The sequence below is a fragment of the Fluviicola sp. genome, assembly GCF_039596395.1.
Classification (GTDB): Bacteria; Bacteroidota; Bacteroidia; order Flavobacteriales_D; family Crocinitomicaceae; genus Fluviicola.
Genome location: NZ_JBCNJT010000003.1, coordinates 253,600 through 272,246, shown reverse-complemented (window position 1 = coordinate 272,246; position 18,647 = coordinate 253,600). Strand labels below are relative to the sequence as shown.

Annotated in this window: 14 protein-coding genes; 2 read left to right on the top strand and 12 right to left on the bottom strand. The window is 44.8% G+C overall.

Annotation, left to right across the window (positions count from 1 at the left end; genetic code table 11):
* Window positions 1-68: 68 nt before the first annotated feature.
* The 7 genes from ABDW02_RS16485 to ABDW02_RS16455 all read right to left on the bottom strand — a co-directional run bounded on the left by ABDW02_RS16485 (window position 69) and on the right by ABDW02_RS16455 (window position 9,855).
* Window positions 69-6,167, bottom strand: coding sequence for a PKD domain-containing protein (locus tag ABDW02_RS16485; protein ID WP_343636461.1), 6,099 nt, complete (start codon window positions 6,165-6,167; stop codon window positions 69-71).
* A 164-nt stretch (window positions 6,168-6,331) separates the two neighbouring features.
* Entirely contained in the window at window positions 6,332-6,655 is a 324-nt protein-coding gene (locus tag ABDW02_RS16480; RefSeq protein WP_343636459.1) for a hypothetical protein, read from the bottom strand.
* Between the two features lie 115 nt (window positions 6,656-6,770).
* On the bottom strand, window positions 6,771-7,727 hold the full coding sequence (ftsY, locus tag ABDW02_RS16475) for a signal recognition particle-docking protein FtsY (protein WP_343636457.1): 957 nt from the start codon (window positions 7,725-7,727) through the stop codon (window positions 6,771-6,773).
* Window positions 7,728-7,811: 84 nt separating this feature from the next.
* Entirely contained in the window at window positions 7,812-7,961 is a 150-nt protein-coding gene (locus ABDW02_RS16470) for a DUF4295 domain-containing protein (protein WP_294677132.1), read from the bottom strand.
* Window positions 7,962-8,045: 84 nt separating this feature from the next.
* Window positions 8,046-8,234 carry a 50S ribosomal protein L33 gene (gene rpmG / locus ABDW02_RS16465; RefSeq protein ID WP_294677131.1) on the bottom strand — a complete coding sequence of 63 codons (189 nt, stop codon included), beginning with the start codon at window positions 8,232-8,234 and terminating at the stop codon, window positions 8,046-8,048.
* A 60-nt stretch (window positions 8,235-8,294) separates the two neighbouring features.
* Window positions 8,295-8,531, bottom strand: a complete 237-nt coding sequence (gene rpmB / locus ABDW02_RS16460; protein WP_294677130.1) for a 50S ribosomal protein L28 — start codon at window positions 8,529-8,531, stop codon at window positions 8,295-8,297.
* A 67-nt stretch (window positions 8,532-8,598) separates the two neighbouring features.
* A complete protein-coding gene (locus tag ABDW02_RS16455) occupies window positions 8,599-9,855 on the bottom strand; it encodes a competence/damage-inducible protein A (protein ID WP_343636452.1) in 1,257 nt (418 codons plus the stop codon).
* Window positions 9,856-9,915: 60 nt separating this feature from the next.
* Here ABDW02_RS16455 and ABDW02_RS16450 point away from each other — a divergent pair, with 60 nt between their 5' ends.
* Together ABDW02_RS16450 and ABDW02_RS16445 are read left to right on the top strand one after the other, a co-directional pair.
* Window positions 9,916-10,653 carry a DUF4197 domain-containing protein gene (locus ABDW02_RS16450; protein ID WP_343636450.1) on the top strand — a complete coding sequence of 246 codons (738 nt, stop codon included), beginning with the start codon at window positions 9,916-9,918 and terminating at the stop codon, window positions 10,651-10,653.
* A 139-nt stretch (window positions 10,654-10,792) separates the two neighbouring features.
* On the top strand, window positions 10,793-11,659 hold the full coding sequence (locus ABDW02_RS16445) for a nucleoside phosphorylase (RefSeq protein WP_343636448.1): 867 nt from the start codon (window positions 10,793-10,795) through the stop codon (window positions 11,657-11,659).
* Here ABDW02_RS16445 and ABDW02_RS16440 read toward each other — a convergent pair.
* The 5 genes from ABDW02_RS16440 to ABDW02_RS16420 all read right to left on the bottom strand — a co-directional run bounded on the left by ABDW02_RS16440 (window position 11,656) and on the right by ABDW02_RS16420 (window position 18,398).
* Window positions 11,656-12,051 (bottom strand): hypothetical protein, encoded by a 396-nt coding sequence (locus ABDW02_RS16440; RefSeq protein ID WP_343636446.1) that lies wholly within the window; start codon window positions 12,049-12,051, stop codon window positions 11,656-11,658. The two genes, ABDW02_RS16445 and ABDW02_RS16440, sit on opposite strands and share 4 nt — an antisense overlap.
* 104 nt (window positions 12,052-12,155) lie before the next feature.
* Window positions 12,156-14,717, bottom strand: a complete 2,562-nt coding sequence (locus ABDW02_RS16435) for a PKD domain-containing protein (RefSeq protein ID WP_343636444.1) — start codon at window positions 14,715-14,717, stop codon at window positions 12,156-12,158.
* A 5-nt stretch (window positions 14,718-14,722) separates the two neighbouring features.
* Entirely contained in the window at window positions 14,723-15,151 is a 429-nt protein-coding gene (locus ABDW02_RS16430) for a hypothetical protein (RefSeq protein ID WP_343636442.1), read from the bottom strand.
* Window positions 15,152-15,438: 287 nt separating this feature from the next.
* On the bottom strand, window positions 15,439-17,970 hold the full coding sequence (locus tag ABDW02_RS16425; RefSeq protein ID WP_343636440.1) for a PKD domain-containing protein: 2,532 nt from the start codon (window positions 17,968-17,970) through the stop codon (window positions 15,439-15,441).
* Window positions 17,971-17,972: 2 nt separating this feature from the next.
* Complete coding sequence (locus ABDW02_RS16420; protein WP_343636438.1) at window positions 17,973-18,398, bottom strand: hypothetical protein; 426 nt, start codon at window positions 18,396-18,398, stop codon at window positions 17,973-17,975.
* Window positions 18,399-18,647 lie beyond the last annotated feature (249 nt).

Below are 18,647 nucleotides of genomic sequence, written 5' to 3'. Positions count from 1 at the left end.
ATTCAAATTTAAGGAAAAAAGTAGGGGCGCGATTAATCGCGCCCCTACTTTTTGTATTTGAAAAAAATCTATTTACTAATCACCACCTGGTGGTATTTCGTTCCGAATTCACCATAGACCTGTAAGGTATAATGTCCGTTTGCATAAGCCGACAGATCAATTGTCTTCACCGGTTCGAACTGATCGATTTTCACATCGAAGATCAGTTTGCCCTGAGCATCCACCATTTTCAGGTTGGAGTAAGGCACATCCGATGTAATCTCGATCTGACCGATGGATGGGTTCGGATAGATGGACATGTTCCATTTCTCATTCTCTCCGACTGATAAACAAGGATCCACAATGATCGTACTTTGAGCCGTTCCGGAACATCCGTTCGCATCCGTGTAAATGTAAGTGATCGGGAAACTTCCTGCACCGCTCGCAGCCGGATCAAAACTTCCTGAACTCACTCCTGTTCCGGAATAGGTTCCACCCGCAGGAGATCCGCCTGTCAGCACAAATGCCGGGTTGTACGTACAAACCTGTCCTAAACTTGCAAATGCAACAGTTGGGTTTGAATTCACGGTTACCAGAACCTGATCTGTCAATTGACATCCGTTTCCGTCGGTTGCTGTTAAAGTATACGTTGTTGTACCTGCCGGAACAAATGCCACTCCATCCTGAACACCATTGCTCCATCCCAAAGTAGGTGAACCTGTTGAAGCCCCGGTTAAAGTAACCGAACCTCCTGAACAAATAGCCTGGTCATTTCCTGCATTCACACTAAACGGTGCCGCCGCAGTAATTGTAACCGGGTTGGAAGTTGAAGTACAACCTGCATTGGTTACCTGAACCGTATAAGTTCCTGCCGCGGAAATAGTAATGCTGGAAGCTGTTTCCGTAGTTGACCAGGTATTTCCGGATGTGTAAGAGGAAGTCAATGTCACTGTTCCTCCCGGGCACAGGATTGTTGAAGTTGGAGTGATTACCGGAGGTGTCGGTGCTCCCGGATCCGTTAAGCTTCCCATAATGGAGTTGGAAGCACATCCTGCCCCACTTGTCAAAACAATCGTGTAAGATCCTGCTCCCAGGCTGGAAATGGTAGTTGGCAACGAAGCAACAGTCGTTGATCCAGAAGCTGCTCCTGTCCAGGAAATGGATCCCGAACCTGTACCGTTAACTGCGATGGAACCCGTAGTTGAACCACAAGCATTTGGATCGGTTAATGTTCCCAAAGTAATTGCCGGTGTCGGATTTACTGTAATGCTTGTTCCCGCACTAGCTGTACTTTGACAGCCAGAAGCATTGGTAACCTGAACCGTATACGTTCCGGACGTGGACGGAGTAATCGTTTGTGTTGTTGCTCCGTTCGACCACAAATAGGACGATCCTGCTGTGGAAGTCAAAGTGGTCGGTGTTCCCGAACAGAATGTCGTTGGTCCGCTTGCACTGATTGTCGGTGCAGCAGGAGTCGGGTTAACTGTAACCGTTGTAGCTGCACTCGCTGCACTCTGACATCCGGAAGCATTCGTTACCTGAACGGTATATGTTCCTGCTGTAGTTGCAGTAATTGTTTGCGTCGTTGCACCATTTGACCACAGGTAAGAATTTCCTGCCGTAGAAGTCAATGCTACCGAACCTCCCGAACAGAATGTGGTTGCTCCGCCAGCCGTAATGGCCGGTGTAGCCGGAGTTGGATTTACCGTAACTGTCGTAGCTGCACTTGCCGCACTTTGACATCCGGAAGCGTTGGACACCTGAACGGTATATGTTCCTGCTGTTGTAGCAGTAATCGTTTGAGTTGTTGCACCATTTGACCACAAATAAGAACTTCCTGCACTGGAAGTCAGCGTAACCGAACCTCCTGAACAGAATGTGGTTGTTCCGCCAGCGGTAATTGTCGGTGCAGCCGGAGTTGGATTTACCGTTACGGTTATCGCGTTACTGTTCGGACTTTGACAACCGGCAGGACTTACCACTTTCACCGTATAAGTTCCGGCAGTGGTTGCGGTAATCGATTGAGTGGTTGCTCCCGTCGACCATAAATAAGCATTTCCAGTTGTGGAAGTCAATGTTACCGACCCACCTGAACAGAAGGTCGTTGCTCCGCCCGCAGTAAGTGTCGGTGCGGATGGCGTTGGATTCACGGTAACCGTTGTTGCAGAACTGGCCGCACTTTGACAACCGGCAGGGTTACTCACCTGAACGGTATATGTTCCTGCTGTTGTTGCTGTAATGGATTGTGTTGTTGCGCCATTTGACCACAAGTAGGAAGTTCCTGCAGAAGACGTCAGTGTCACGGAACCTCCGGAACAGAAGGTAGTTGATCCACCAGCTGTAACAGTCGGCGTTGCAGGAGTTGTTCCAACAGTTACCGTAATAGCGTTACTATTCGGACTTTGACAACCTGCAGAACTCACCACTTTACAAGTGTACGTTCCTGCTGCGGAAACGGTAATCGATTGTGTAGTTGCTCCTGTTGACCACAAGTAAGCATTTCCTGTTGTAGAAGTCAATGTTACCGAACCACCGGAACATAGTGCTGTTGCTCCGCCTGCCGTGATGGTCGGTGCGGAAGGTGTAGGATTCACTACAACTGTGGTTGCCGCACTTGCCGCACTTTGACAGCCTGCTGCACTGCTTACCTGAACCGTATATGTTCCGGCAGTTGTTGCAGTAATGGATTGCGTTGTCGCACCGGTCGACCACAGGTAAGAATTTCCGGCACTTGATGTAAGTGTTACCGAACCGCCTGAACAAAATGTGGTTGATCCTCCGGTAGTAATGGTCGGTGTTGCAGGAACTGCGTTCACTGTTACGTAATTCGTCATCGTCGTGGTATTCGACCCCGAACCATTGGTAGCAGTTAAGACTACGTTGTAAGTTCCGGCCGTATTATAAGTCACTGTTGGACTTGCAGCCGTTGAAGTGGAAGGTGTTCCACCCGGGAAAGACCAGGAATAGGACGTAGGAGAACCTGTCGATGTATTGGTATAAGTAATGCTCTGACCGGCACAAACCGTACTTGAAACGGTCGTAAAGCTTGGAGTCGGAGGTGTTGACGAAACTACTCCCGTTACATTGATGTTGTCTACATACAGGTTATTCCCGTATCCGGAAAGGTTTTTAAATGCAATGATCACATTTGCCTGGCCGATATATGGCGTAAGGTCAATAGTTTCCGTTCTCCACTGTGAAGTAGTCGGCACAAAAGCCGTATTCCCGGTAGCTGCAGCCGTTGCCAGTGTGGTATTTGATTTGGAATAAACAGAAGTGAATGAACTTCCGCAGTTGGTAGAAACCAATACCTCCAAACCATCATAATTCGCAGCATCATACGGCGCATAAGCTACATCGAAAGTCATTTGAGCAGATGAAAGACCGGTAAAAGCAAGTGCTTTCAAACGTACCACATCATCGTCCGAATCATTGTAAGCGTAGTTATTGAACCACATCGAATTTCCTGCTGTTGGTGCACGCCCAACTGTTGTTGATCTGGCCCATGAAGTCGGAGAAGCATTGTTATTGATCAATGACCATCCTGTTGGTACAAATGTAGTTGTCGTAAACCCTTCGGACAATGGCAAAGCTGTAGCAGTAGAAGCAACTACAGTAATATAGGCATTCTTGGTTTCCGTATCCGAACCATTAGCATTTGTAGCTACAAGTGTCACCGCATAAGTTCCCGCCGTGTTGTAGGTAACTGTTGGGCTGGTTGCCGTTGAAGTTCCCGGAGTCCCTCCTGTAAACGTCCACGCATACGAAGTAGCATAAGTAGATAAATTCGTAAATGTAACCGTAGATCCCTGGCAAATGGTTGTTTGGGCTGCGGAGAAATCTGCAACCGGCGGAGTAGCAATTCCCGAACCGTTCAATATGAAGTTGTAAGTTCCTTCATCACAATCGTTCGTACCGAAGGAAACAGTTCCTGTGAAGTTACCTGCTGTAGCCGGTGAGAAAGTTACTGTAAAAGTGGTTGTAGATCCCGGAGTAACGGTTGTTGTTCCGAAACCTGTCCCCAATGCAAATCCTGTCCCTGTAACAGTAATCGGGTTTGTTAAAGTCAAATTGGTTGTTCCGGTATTGGTAACGGTAAACGTTGCGGTTGTAGATCCGCCCGTTTGCGTATTGGCAAAATTGTAGAATCCTTCGTCCAGCACATCGTTTCCTGCTACCGTTACATTGATTTCTCCCGGAGTTGTACCTTCAAATTTCACGTTATCGATGAAAATGTTGTTCCCGTTATTGGAAACTCCCCTAAAGCGGAACATCAGGTTTTTGGACGTTGTTCCCACGTAAGACATCAAACTGATTGTCTCTGTTCTCCAATCGGTAGCAACTGTCGGATAATACTCCGTTGCCAATAGGGTTGAATTCTGCCACAAATACGGAGAAACGTTACCCGATTTGCTGTATACATTTGTCCAGGTAGCACCGCAATCCGTTGAGATCTGTACGATTAACTGGTCATTGGATGCCGCCACTCTTTTCCGGTAAGCCACATCGAATTTCAGTGTTGCTGCTGTTGCGTTACACGGCAATAAGAACACCGGTGTATAAAGATCTTCGTTCGAGGTAGAACCATCGCCGAAGAAAGGAAGTTCCGCAATGTTGTTGATAAACGTTCCGGTTGAAGACATTCCCGAAGCCGGTGTCCATTTGTAACAATCTCCGTTTACGTTGTCGACTCTCCATCTCACATCCGGAGGGAAAGATTGTGCTTCGAAATCCTGGGTATAATTCGGCATGATCCCGTTCGAAACCACGAAATCAATTCCGGAGGTATCATAAACGGTATAAGGATCTGCAATTCCATTCGGAAGCGTTGAATAAGCTCTGAACGAATGTACTCCCAATGGAGCGGTAAAAGCCGGTAAAGCAACTGTTGCCGTTGAATTCGGTGCCAGGTTACCTGTCCAGCTATAAGTAACTGCCGTTCCATTATCTACTTTGTAGGAAATGGTTGCTGACGTGAGGTTATTGGAACCTCTGTTCTTCAATTGAACACTTGGTGTAATGGGTCCGGCACAATTATCGCCAACCGGTGCAAATACATCTGTAACGGATGCATCACTCGGATTCGGAGGCGTACAGGCATCCGAATTGATGAGGGATAATCGCAAAGGAGAACCCTCCAATACCGCGCGCATACGTTGTTTTTGATCGTTGGTAAAAATATTCATACACGCATCATCGGTGTAATCCATGTAGTTTTCCACCATGTCATTCCCCGGATCCGGAGCATTGGTACAGCTGTTAATTGTCGGACAGCCGTAATTTGCCGCCGCCGCTTCAGGTGTATCGTTACAATAATCGTCTACCGTACATCCGCCATCTCCCCAAATGTGACGCAGTCCTAACCAGTGACCGATTTCATGCGTTGCAGTTCGCCCTTCATTGTAAGGCCCGGGAAACCCCGTTACGGAACTTTTCCCGATGGAACTGTAAAGGAAAACTACACCATCCGTTCCGTTTACCGGCGATCCACAGCCCATTCCTCCCAATGGAGATTGAGGAAACTGAGCATATCCGAGTAGTCCGTTCCCCAGGTTACACAACCAGATATTCATGTATTTGGCAGGATCCCAGCCTCTGGCATAGGTACCAACAACTGCAGGCGTATTGTTGTTATAACTATAAGCTTTGATCGTGTTCTCAACATAGGTTTGAGAATAAGGTGGCGCTGTAAATCCGGCAGTATTGCGGTTAATACGGTTTACTCCGTCTTCTCCGTTGGGATAAGCAGAACCGTCCGGTCTTCTTTTAGACAAACAGAACTCGATTTGCGTATCTGCTCCCAATGGATTGGTATTGTACCCGTTGGAACCGAAAATTCTTCGAAAATCTTCGTTCAATACATCGATCTGGGACTGGATTGCCGCATAGCTCACGTTACTTGCTGTTCCTACGGCTTCCCCGTTGTGGATGACGTGAACAACAACAGGAATTTGGTATACTCCTCCGATAATTTTACCGGACGCCATGTTTGCAGCCATTTCAGACTGGATCCATTGTTCAAATTGTTGTGTTGATTCTAATTCCGGATGGTTTGCGTGGAGAATTGCATTGTTCTCATCCGTGTAGCACCGAACAACTCCGTTTGTTTGAGCGAATACCCCATTAAGGAGCACCGAAAAAAACAAACATGCGAAGAGGGCACGTAGTTTTACTCCGTTAGTTTTCATAAAAGCAGTTTTTCATTTTCGAACGGGGCACTCTTCCTCCTCAAATGGAAATAATTGATTCAGAGTACTCAATTCTAGTTTTAGCAAACCAATGTTACTAAAAAAAACTTGAAACTAACCTTTTAGAGTTTGAAATTTAACATTGACTTATCAACAATGTTGAATTATTCGAACATGTCTCCCAGCATATTTTCTCCCGCCTGACCAATGAAAGGAACACCTTTTTTCCGGCCCTGGATAGCATCAATCAAGCCAAGCAGCCAGCAACTGAAAATAGCAAGGGATAAAATGTTGATGATAAATAACCCGAAATAAGGAACAAAAAAGAAAATGGTATCGATAATACTAACTGCTGCTCCCAACAACATCAGGAGAAGCATTTGGCGTAAATGAAATGCTGCAAATTTCCGCTCCTCGCCTTCCAGCGAAGAAACCCTGGCTAAAGAAATAATCCAGCCGATCAAGGTGCAATACGCAAGTATTGCCACGGTTTTGTTGAGCGATTTTTTATTCATGTCGATATAGACACAAATGTACGACCTTAAATTATAAAATTAGTTGTAAAATTCGCAGATTGCCCGTATGACTGATTGATTTTCACATTTATTCACCAAAGATCGAAGCCACAAATTCTTCCTTGCGGAAAACCTGCAGGTCTTCAATCCCTTCACCGACTCCGATGAAACGCACAGGAATGCTCATTTGGTCGGATATCCCGATCACCACACCTCCTTTTGCCGTTCCGTCCAGTTTGGTAATGATCAGACCGGTTAAAGAAGTTGCCAGAGCGAATTGTTTGGCCTGTTCGAACGCATTTTGCCCGGTTGAACCATCCAATACCAACAATATTTCGTGCGGAGCATCCGGAACCACTTTTTCCATCACACGTTTGATCTTGGAAAGTTCGTTCATCAGGTTCACCTTGTTGTGAAGTCTTCCCGCTGTGTCGATAATCACTACATCGGCACCTTGCGCTTTTGCAGAACTTAATGCATCAAAAGCAACGGAAGCCGGGTCAGCACCCATTCCCTGCTGCACGATCGGAACACCAACACGTTCTGACCAGATAATCAATTGATCTACGGCAGCAGCACGGAACGTATCCGCTGCACCCAACACCACTTTTTTACCTGCTTTTTTGAATTGGTTGGCCAGTTTCCCGATGGAAGTCGTTTTCCCTACTCCATTCACACCAACCACCATGATGACATGCGGATTGCCGTTATGGCCCGGAATGTTGTATTCATTGGGCCCACCGTTATCGTTTTCCGACAACAGGGCTGCAATTTCTTCTTTCAGGACTTTATTCAGTTCGTCCGTTCCTACATATTTATCCCTGGAAACGCGTTCGTTAATCCGGTCGATGATTTTTAGTGTAGTGTTTACGCCTACATCGGAGCTGATCAGGATCTCTTCCAATTCATCCAGTACCTCATCATCAACTCTTGATTTACCTACCAGTGAGCGTGTTAACTTTCCGAAAAAACTTTCTTTTGTTTTTTCAAGTCCTTTATCGAGTGTTTCTTTGTTTTCCTTGGAAAACCAACCAAATAATGCCATAGTTCAAAAATACAAAAAAAACCCCTCCGCCATGAGCGAAGAGGTTTTTAAAACAATATCGAGTTTACAACTTAAAGAATCTGATTACTTGCTGAACCAGTCTTTTACTTTATCGTTGTGTACGATTTCTTCTTTGAATGTGAAAGAACCGGTCTTAGACTTAACCATCTTGATCACTTTCGTATGCTCTTTTCCTCCACCTTTTTGTAGGGATGCTACTACTTTCTTAGCCATGACTTAAATATTTTAAAAAGTTTTCAATTTGAAGTTTTTCCCGTCTACGGACTGCGATCAAATCAATCCGCCTCGGCGGATCACTTACTTAATCTCTTTATGAACTGTGTAACGCTTCAGGATCGGGTTGAATTTTTTAATCTCCAAACGATCCGGAGTGTTCTTACGATTTTTCATCGTAATGTAACGGGAAGTTCCCGCCATTCCAGATTCTTTGTGCTCTGTGCACTCTAAAATAACCTGGATTCTATTTCCTTTTGCTTTCTTAGCCATTTTTATTCAATTTGATTGGTTACCCAACCTATGGTTGGAAAAATCGAAGCTATGCTTCTCTTACTTTAAAAAACCTTTTTCACGTGCTTCTTTCAAACACGCAGAAATACCTTTCTTATTAATTGTTCTTAAAGCTGCAGCAGAGATCTTTAATGTAACATACATATCGTCTTCTGGTACGTAGAACTTCTTAGTTAACAAGTTCGGGTAAAACTTGCGTTTAGTTTTGCGGTTTGAGTGAGAAACATTGTTTCCTACCATTACCGACTTTCCTGTGATTTGACAAACTCGTGACATTGTATTTTATTTTTCCTTATTCTAAAAGCGGGTGCAAAGAAAAGCAAATTCTAACAATTACGCAACATTAACTTTGCTTTTTTTCAATATTTATTCCTAAAATCTCACAACGCAATAAATTTAAAGCAGTAAGGACTGTCATTTGCACCGTTCTCTGGCGATCTGTTCCGAATAAAAATTTCCGGGACACTTTCTGTTTAGGTCCGTCAATTGCAATCCAAACCGTGCCTACAGGTTTTTCGTCACTACCTCCTAGCGGGCCCGCAATCCCGGAAACTGAAATACACCAGTCTACGCCCAATTCCTTCTTTCCGCCGGCTGACATTTCCAAAACCGTTTCTTCCGATACCGCTCCGAAATCTTCCAGTGTTCCGGCACTTACATGGGCCAATTTCATTTTCAGGTCATTGCTGTACGTGATCAATCCTCCCTGTACATACCCGGAAGAACCCGAAACGCTTGTCAAAGCAGCCATGATACTTCCTCCCGTGCAACTTTCAACCGTTCCGATCGTTTCGCCGGCGTTCTGAAGCAATTTTCCCACGACTTCCGGTAAGGTTTCCTCCTCTTCCCCATATAAATAGGCCGGGATTCTTTTTTTCAGTTCTTCCCCGAAATGTGCAACCCGCTCCTGGTTTCCCGATGCGGAACTGATGCGCAGTTTCACCATTCCCGGAGAAGGCAGGTACGCCAGGTCCAATCCTTCTTCCCGCAATTGGTTTTCCCAGTCGCTTACTTTTTCAGCCAAAAACGATTCTCCGATTCCCTGTGTCAGATAGGTTCTCTGGATCAGTTTCTTCAGCGGATATTTTGCTGTCAGACGCGGAATCACGTGAGCCTCCATCAAATGTCGCATTTCATACGGAACTCCGGGCATGGAAACAAAAATCGTATCGTCCTGTTCGAACCACATTCCGGGAGCTGTTCCCTGCTCGTTAAACAGTACTTCACACGCTTCAGGAACCATTGCCTGCATTTTATTGACTTCCAACATCGGACGGTTCCTTTTAATAAAGAACGATTCCACATGATGTAAAACGCGTTCATCCAAAACCAGTTTCGTATGAAAATACTCGCAAAGCACCTGCTTGGTTATATCGTCTTTCGTGGGGCCGAGGCCACCTGTGATCAAAACCACCTGACTTCTTTTATGCGCCTGGGCCAAAGCTCCTGTAATTGCTTCGCGGGTATCTGAAATGGTTACTACGTTGGAAACCTTAATCCCGCTAACCGCCAACTGAGCTCCCATCCATGAAGCGTTTGTATTAATGGTCTGTCCGATCAACAGTTCATCTCCGATAGAAATTATTTCAACATTAATCATGGTACTGTTTTTGAACTACGGACAAAATTATTCTTAAGTTTGAACATAAAAAATTATCCTATGAGAAAATTCACACGAATCCTTGCTTTAGGCAGTATAATGATTGGTTTACAGGCATGCGAAACGGTTAAGGAGGCTGCCGGCGCATTAAACACAGGAACCAATACCACTCCGGCTTTGACAAATTCGGAAGTGATCTCCGGTTTAAAGGAAGCTTTAACGGTTGGGATTCAAAACTCGGTGAATTTAACCTCTGTAACGGATGGTTTCCTGAAAAACGATGCAATCCGATTACCTTTTCCTCCTGACGCTTTGAAAGTAAAGCAAAAAGCCATGGATTGGGGCTTAAGTGCACAGGTTGAAAAATTCGAAACCACCTTAAACAGAGCCGCTGAAGAAGCAACGAAAGAAGCTTTACCTATTTTCAAGGATGCGATCCTGAACATGAGTATCTCTGACGGGTTCAGCATTTTGAACGGTGGAGACGGCGCTGCAACGCGTTATCTGAAAGACAATACGACTTCCAAATTGGTAGCTGCATTTTCCCCGAAAGTAAAAGAAGCTATTTCCAAAGTGAAACTAACGGAATACTGGAACCCGATCATTACCAAGTACAACAGCGCTATGAGCTTAACGGGCGGTGAGAAGATCAATCCGGATTTGAACCAGTATGTGACCGAAAGAGCGATTGCAGGGTTGTTCCAGATGGTGGAAAAGGAAGAGAACAAAATCCGGAAAGATCCGGCAGCACGTGTAACGGATTTATTGACGAAAGTATTCGGGAGCATCAAGAAATAATTGAGAAGGTAGAAGGTAAAAAGGTAAAAGGTTACATGTAAAAAGTGATTCGCTCCTGCTTACAGGAAGATATGCTTTCATTTTTTAAATTTTCAATTCTCCTTTTAAACTTTTAATTTAATCACATTTAACATAAAGAATGAAGTATCCTGCATCAGAACTTGTATTGGACTCGAAAGGACATGTCTATCATTTGGGAATCTCTCCCGAAGACATTGCTCCAACCATTTTACTGGTCGGTGATCAGGACCGCGTTTCGGCTATTTCGGCTTTTTTCGATGAGATTACGCATCAATCCAAGCACCGGGAATTTGTTTGTCACACCGGAATCTATAAAGGAAAGCGCATCACCGCTCTCTCAACAGGAATCGGAACGGACAATATCGACATTGTGATCAACGAACTGGATGCATTGGTAAACATCGACCTGGAAAACCGGGAAAACCGTCCGGCGCTTACTTCCTTGAATTTGATCCGTATCGGGACTTGCGGGATCCTGCAGGCCGACATCGATGTACACAGTTATATTCTGTCGAGTCACGCAGTGGGAATTGATAACGTAGCTCACTTCTACCCCATTCCATTCAACCCGGAAGAAGAAGCCATTGCAAAGGCCTTAGATGCTTTTGTAGGATTTCCGGAAGAGATCATTCCTTACTGTGCAGAAAGTTCTTCCGGGCTCATGCAAAAACTGGACGGTGAAAAAGTCCGGAAAGGAATTACGGTAACCAGTTCCGGATTCTATGCTCCACAGGGAAGATCGCTCCGTTTGGGCACGCGTACTTCGGAAGTGAATGAAAAACTGGAACAATTTGCTTTCGGCAATCACCGGGTGGTCAATTTTGAAATGGAAAGTTCCGCACTTTTCGCTTTAGGAAAAGCAATGGGTCACCAATGCATTACTATTTGCCTGGGAATTGCAAACAGGCCCCGCATGGAATTCAGCAAGGGCTATGAACATGAAATGAACGGATTGATCCGATACGTGCTGGACCGGATATCCTAATCCTTCGAGTATTTGGCCTCGTATTCGTCCGGAGTTAAATTTTCACCGGTTTCATCGTCGCGGATCAAAACATCAAAAGTCTTTTCGTGTACCGTTAAATTCAATTTTACAACGGTAGCGCTCCCGACGTGCTGAACCACCTGGAACCAATAAAACCCTTTTCCTTTATTCAGCAAATCCTTGCTCATTTTTAATGATATGGACTGATTCTTTGCTTCGGCACTTGCCTGCAGGTCTTTCACAACTTTCAGGTTTTGAACGATGTCGTATGCTTTATATTCAGGCGTACTTTGATCTACTCCTACATCCGCTTTCTCTTCTCCTTTGCCTCCGCATGAGACAACACCGGTTACCAATACCAAAGCAATGACTGCTGTAATCAGATTTCTCATCTTTTTCAATTTGATTACAAAATAGGGAATATATTTCTAATAGTACCATAAAACAGTAGGCGCGCAATTAATCGCGCGCCTACTGTTTTTTACAAATCCTACAATTATTGTTTTACCAAAGAATATACTTTGGATCCGTTTTTCACGATATAAACTCCTGCCCTCAGCGAAGAAATATCCAGAACCAATGTCCCGTCGCCCTGTTTGTAGGAAGAAACATTCATGCGGATATCCTGCCCCATTGCATTCAATAGTTTAAAGGTGCTCAGGGAAACAATGTCTCCTTTGAAAGTAACCAGGTTCGTAGCCGGATTCGGGAAGATCACCAAATCATTCATCCCGGAAACATCAATATATACCGATTCCATTTCATGCACACGTTCCTGTCCGTTGAAATCAATCTGCTTCAATCGGTAGTAAGAAACACCGTTCAACGGCATATTATCGACATCTGCGTAGAATTTCGGCGTTTCGGAATTCCCGGCACCGTCAACAGTACCGATCTGTTCCCAACCGTCTGAACCGCTCAAAGAACGCTCTACCACGAAGTAGTCATTTTCCTGCTCGGAGCTTGTTTCCCAACTCAACATCACCGAATGGTTGTCTACAGCGGTCGCTTCAAAACTCACCAAGCCGATCGGCAATGAAGTTCCGCAGTTCACGGTAATACATTGCGGCTGCGTATAAGTACACCCGAAATTATCCGTTACACTGTATGAAAAACAAGGTGTTCCCTGGTTAGTCGGTGTAACGTTGGCTGTTGTTGCCCCTGTACTTGAAAGTGTCGGTGCAGCGGTCCATCCCTGGGATACAATGGTCGGTGTGAAAGATGCGGCAGAAAGCAACGCCGCACTGAAATTGATGTCCCAGTTAAAAATATACCCGTTATCCGAAGACAAGTTATCCGTTACGGTGATTGTCCAGCTTCCGTTCAAAGGACAACCGATCAGGCTGTTGAATGTCTGCATCGGCAAATACGTACCGGCAGGAATGTATGAATCCGTATACGTTGACGGACCATTTCCGCTTACAAAAGTACCTCCCGTAACCGGGCTGCTTGCCCATGCCGTACTCGCTGTGGAAGAAAAACAGTAATTTGCTCCTACACCAGGAGTAGTTGTTGATGAACTTCCGTCAACGGTTCCTGTGGCCCATGGAGTTCCCAGGTTGGCAGAACCTGTTCCGGATGAATAAGTAATCAAACTGGTGCTTTGTCCGTTCGGACAAGTAATACTCATGGATAAGTCACCCGAATAGGAATGCTCCATATTCAGACAGATATTCGTGATATCGGTAGCAGCTGTTACGGTAGCACTCGGACTGTAGCAATTGGTTGTAATGGAAGTCGAATAGGAAACTCCCGATCCGTCCGGAAGGAATGTGGTTCCGGAAACCGGAGGTGTACAGTTTACAGTATACGGATTCATCGTAACAGTAGCCGATAAAGCAGATGTTTGGTTCGTACACAAAGTAGCCGGCGAGGCAGAAGTTGTTATGGTTGGCGTTGTAGAAACCTGGATATTCCGGTTAATGGAATTCGTATTGGTACACCCGCTCGGATCGGTAATGACCAGGTTTGCCAGGTAACTTCCCACAGCAGGATAAGTGTAATTGATATTTGCCCCGCTGACAGTTACCCCGTTCCCCATATTCCAGGCATAAGTTGCTCCGGTTCCTGAAGTTCCGAATGTTCCGCTTCCAACCAGGTTAATACTTTGTCCCTGGCAAATGCGGATGATTCCATCCGCCATTGGCGCTTCATTGGAGCTTACCCAGTTTGAAGTAATGCTCTGACATGGGATCACGCAGGAAATCGCGGCTACCCATCCCGGGTAAGTCACCGAACCATCAGAAGTGAACCGGAAAGTCAGACACCCGGTTGCATTGCTGGCAGAAGCCTGAACAGTTCCCGGGCTAGTAGTTCCGCTGTATGTTCCCAAAAGAGGAGCTCCTGTTGAATTTCCGTCAAAAATTTGCAGCACGTCCAAACTGCTTTCTGTTTGAAACGAACTGAAAACTGCTTTTAATTTAGCACCTGCTGTAGAAGGACAAATCGTGAAAACACGGGTATCGGAACTACTGTAATCAGATAATCCGCCACCGTCATAAAAAGTTCCGCTGCACGCCGAAGTGCTTCCCGATGCCGGCATAACGATGGATCCTGCAGGCAGTACAGGCGGTGCAGTCACACACATGGTGAATGTTCCCGTGCCCGAACTGTAAGCCCACACTCGGATATAATAAGTTGTACTTGCAGCCAATGAAACAGTGAGCATGGACATTGATCCGTTCGGTGAACTGTCATCATCACATGAAATTTCAGTCAGTGAACTACAAGATGCCCCACCATAAATTCCCATACCGCTGTCCGTCATGGTTCCGGTGTTCATATCAATCGTGTAGTTACCGGCGCTGGTAGTTGTAAATACAAACCAAACGTCGGGCGCCCCTGGGCTTGCACAGGAAGGAGTACCTCCGTTATTTGCATTATTTTGGTAGGTTTGACTAACTGTTGTACCACTGATACTGTACGAACAGGAGGTAGTTGGAGTAATAGAAGTAGCAGTACAAGGTGTATTTCCTCCCTGAGACCAGCTAAAGGAAATCTGTAAAAGAGTCAGAAAAGCTGCAAGAGAAAGTGTTCGAAGTGTAGTATAGTTTTTCATGATTATTAATTGTGTTGAATGGGTTTAACAATCATAATATAGGGAGTCGTATCAATGCGATACACAAACGTTCTGTCTGAAAAGAAATCCAGGTTATACGTTAAAGGGTTAAACGTATTTACATTGAAATTTGCAAAATCTGCCCCCTGAACCGCCGCGTTCGATTTAGTCATTAACGGCATGGAAGACAACAAAGGATACTTTTCGTCCGGATCCTGATTAACAACCTGGTACTCAATCCTGTCAGTCATGACCTTTCCCCAGGCTGAAACGAGGGTCGGATTGCCGGAGACATAATCACCGCCGTGAACATACGCAACGCGCTCGGCGATTTGTTCTGGGGTTAGTTGCTGGGTGACAGTTTGTCCATGGGAAAAGTAGGAAAACTGTAGTAGAATCAGGGCGAGAGAACCCTTGATTAGTAGTGTTTTCATAAGTATTATAGTTCTGTAATGGGCTAAATATAAATCAAATAACCATAAACAAACTATAACTAAAATGTTAAAAAAGAGAACAAAAAGTCAACAGTTTTTTAACAACAAAAAATAGTCGACGAATGTTATAAAATACTCGTTATAAAATCATTTATAAATAAATTCAACAAAACTGATCCAAAAATTAACAGTTATTTTTTTTTGATTTTTTTGAAAAAAATTTTGAAAAAAGAACAATTCGGTCCGAATTCTTTCTATTTGGGAACCCGGACCAAATCAATTTCAGGTTATTGACGTATCAATGAATAAACCCTCGAACCGTTTTTAATCACATAAACGCCGGATCTTAAGGAAGAAATATCCAATACCAGTGTTCCGTCTGCCTGTTTATAAGAATTCACATCCATACGGATATCCTGCCCCATCGTATTCAGTAATTGGAAGGAACTTAAGGAAACAATATCCCCTTTGATAGTAACCAGGTCTGTGGCAGGATTCGGGAAGATAACCAATTCACCGCTTCCTGAATCATCGATATAAACGGACTGCACGTCGTGGATTCGTTCCTGACCATTGTAATCCGTCTGCTTCAAACGGTAATAAGAAACTCCGCTCAATGGCATATCGTCTGTCGCAACATAATCTTTTGGAGTTTCCGAGTTACCGGCCCCGGCAACAATAGCAATCTCCTTCCAGCCATCCGCTCCGTTTACGGAACGCTCTACCGTAAAGAAATCATTGTTCTGCTCGGAACTTGTTTCCCAATCCAGTTTCACCGAATGGCTGTTTACTGCAGTAGCATCAAAGCTCACCAACCCGATTGGTAAAGACGTTCCGCAGTTAACGGTAATGCATTGCGGCTGTGTATATGTACATCCGAAATTGTCTGTCACACTGTAGGTAAAACAAGGTGTTCCCTGGTTCGTCGGAGTTACATTGGCAGTAGTTGCCCCTGTGCTCGAAAGCGTTGGCGCAGCTGTCCATCCCTGGGACACAATAGTAGGTGTGAATGACGGTGCAGAATACAATGCCGAGTTGAAAGTCAGATCCCAGCTAAAAATGTATCCGTTATCCGAAGCCAGGTGATCCGTTACGGAAATAGTCCAGCTTCCGTTCAGCGGGCAGCCAATCAAACCGGCGAAACTCTGCATCGGCGTATAGGTTCCTGCTGGAATGTAAGTATCCGTATATGTTCCCGGCCCGTTTCCATTCGGGAAAGTTCCGCCCGATACCGGAGAAGTAGCCCATGCCGTACCGCCTGTCATAGAGAAACAGTAATTAGCTCCCGTTCCCGGAGTAGTATTTCCGGAGTTCAGATCGACTGTACCCGTTGCCCATGGAGTTCCAAGATTTGCAGATCCGGTTCCGGAAGGATACGTTATCAGGTCAATGCTTTGTCCGTTCGGACAAGTAATGGTCATCGATAAATCTCCGGAATAAGAATGCTCCATGTTCAAGCAAATATTCGTGAGGTCCGTAGCAGCGGTTACTACCGCACTCGGGCTGTAACAATTCGTTGTAATGGATGTTGAATAAGAAACGCCCGATCCGTCCGGCAGGAAGGTTGTTCCTGAAACAGGCGGCGTACAGTTGACATTAAAGGGAGTCATGGTTACCGTTGCTGCCAGTGCAGACGTTTGATTCGTACACAAAGTTGAAGGTGTTGCAGAAGTTGTAATTGTCGGTGTAGTGGAAACCTGGATATTCCTGTTAATTGAATTTGAGTTGGTACATCCGGTCGGATCCGTAACAATCAGATTAACCAGGTAACTTCCTACTGCCGGATAGGTGTAATTAATATTTGCTCCACTTACCGTCACACCGTTCCCCATATTCCAGGCATACGTAGCTCCTGTGCCCGAAGTACCGAATGTTCCGCTTCCAACCAGGTTAACACTTTGCCCCTGACAAAGACGAATAACTCCATCTGGTTCGGGGGCTTCATTTGAACTTACCCAATTCGATGTAATTGATTGACAGGAGAGCACGCAAGAAATATTTGCCGACCAACCTGCAGCTACGTTAGAACCATCCGATGTGAAACGGAAAGTCAGACAGCCTGAAGCATTTCCGGCAGAAGCCTGCACCGTTCCCGGACTTGTAGAACCACTGTATGTTCCCAAAAGCGTTGCTCCAGTTGAGTTTCCATCATAGATATAAAGGTAGTCATACCCGCTTTCCGTAGCAAAAGCTGTAAAAATCGCTTTCAAACGGGCTCCGGCCGTAGAAGGACAGATTGTATAGGTATAACTGGAGTTATTGGCATAATTCCCCGTTCCTCCCGGATCTAAAAACGTTGCCCCGCAAGTACTTGTACTTCCGTTAACCATCGTAATGGAAGGTGCAGGAACAGTTGATGTGACACAAATAGTTCCGGTCATATCATTGGCATTGTTGTTATTCGTTCGAATGATCCGTACATAATAGGTTGCTCCTACTGTTGTTGTAATGGTAAGAGATTCTGTACCGGTAGTAGCAACCGCATCCGCACATCCGAGCAAGCTGGCAGCAGCACAACTGGAATAAACAGCCAGTGCCATTGTACGGTCATTATTGGTACAGTTAATATAGGAAGTCGTTGAGGTTGCAACAAACGAATACCATCCGTCGCGGAAACTTCCACCTGCACACGCAGGATAAGCAATCGCCGAATTCGTAAACGTACTCGCAACGGTCCAGTTTGTTAATCCGCAGCTTGTACCTACAACCAACGCAGGAGCAGTTGCACATTCGTCCGTTTGTGCATGTAGAAATTGACTGTTCAACATGAGGATCCCTCCCAGAACAGCTGTTCGAAGTAATGTAAAGATTGTTTTCATGACTAGTTTGTAGTAATAGGATTGACAATCATAATGTAGTTTGTATTGTCAATACGCATGACCTGGGTTTTATCGGAAAAAAATTCAAAATGGTATACCAACGGATTGAATGACTGTAAATCAAAATCTTCGAAATCAGTTCCTTCGAGTGAAGGATTGTTTTTATTCATCAGCGGATAGGAAGACAAAGCAGGATATTTTTCATCTGCTCCGGCAGGAGTATTCATAAATGAGATCCGTTCATTGAGTAATTTTCCAAATGCTTCAACCAGGGAAGGGTTCTGTGCAGTATAATCATTCCCGTAAACTTCACTCACTCTGCTCTGAATTTGAGCATCTGAAAGTTGCATGGAAATGGTTTGTGAGTACCCTTGAAAAGCACCAAATAACAGCACAAAAAAGAGTGCTTTTTTTAATCGTTTTTTCATAGCAGAACTAAGTTGTAATAACCTAAATATAAGCGATTAAACCCTAAGTAAGACTCAACTAATTTGTTAAAAACAACCCTTCCGGAACCGCCCTTTACACGTGCTCAAAAATGCTCGATCCGTTAGACCAAATTTTCGCGAAAAAGACCATTTTAAAAAATCATAACATTTCTTCTTTTAAAATTAACATGGAAAAAAAATGGAATTATTTTTCAGAATTTGTTCCAAAAGAAAAAATGAGGCACCTTT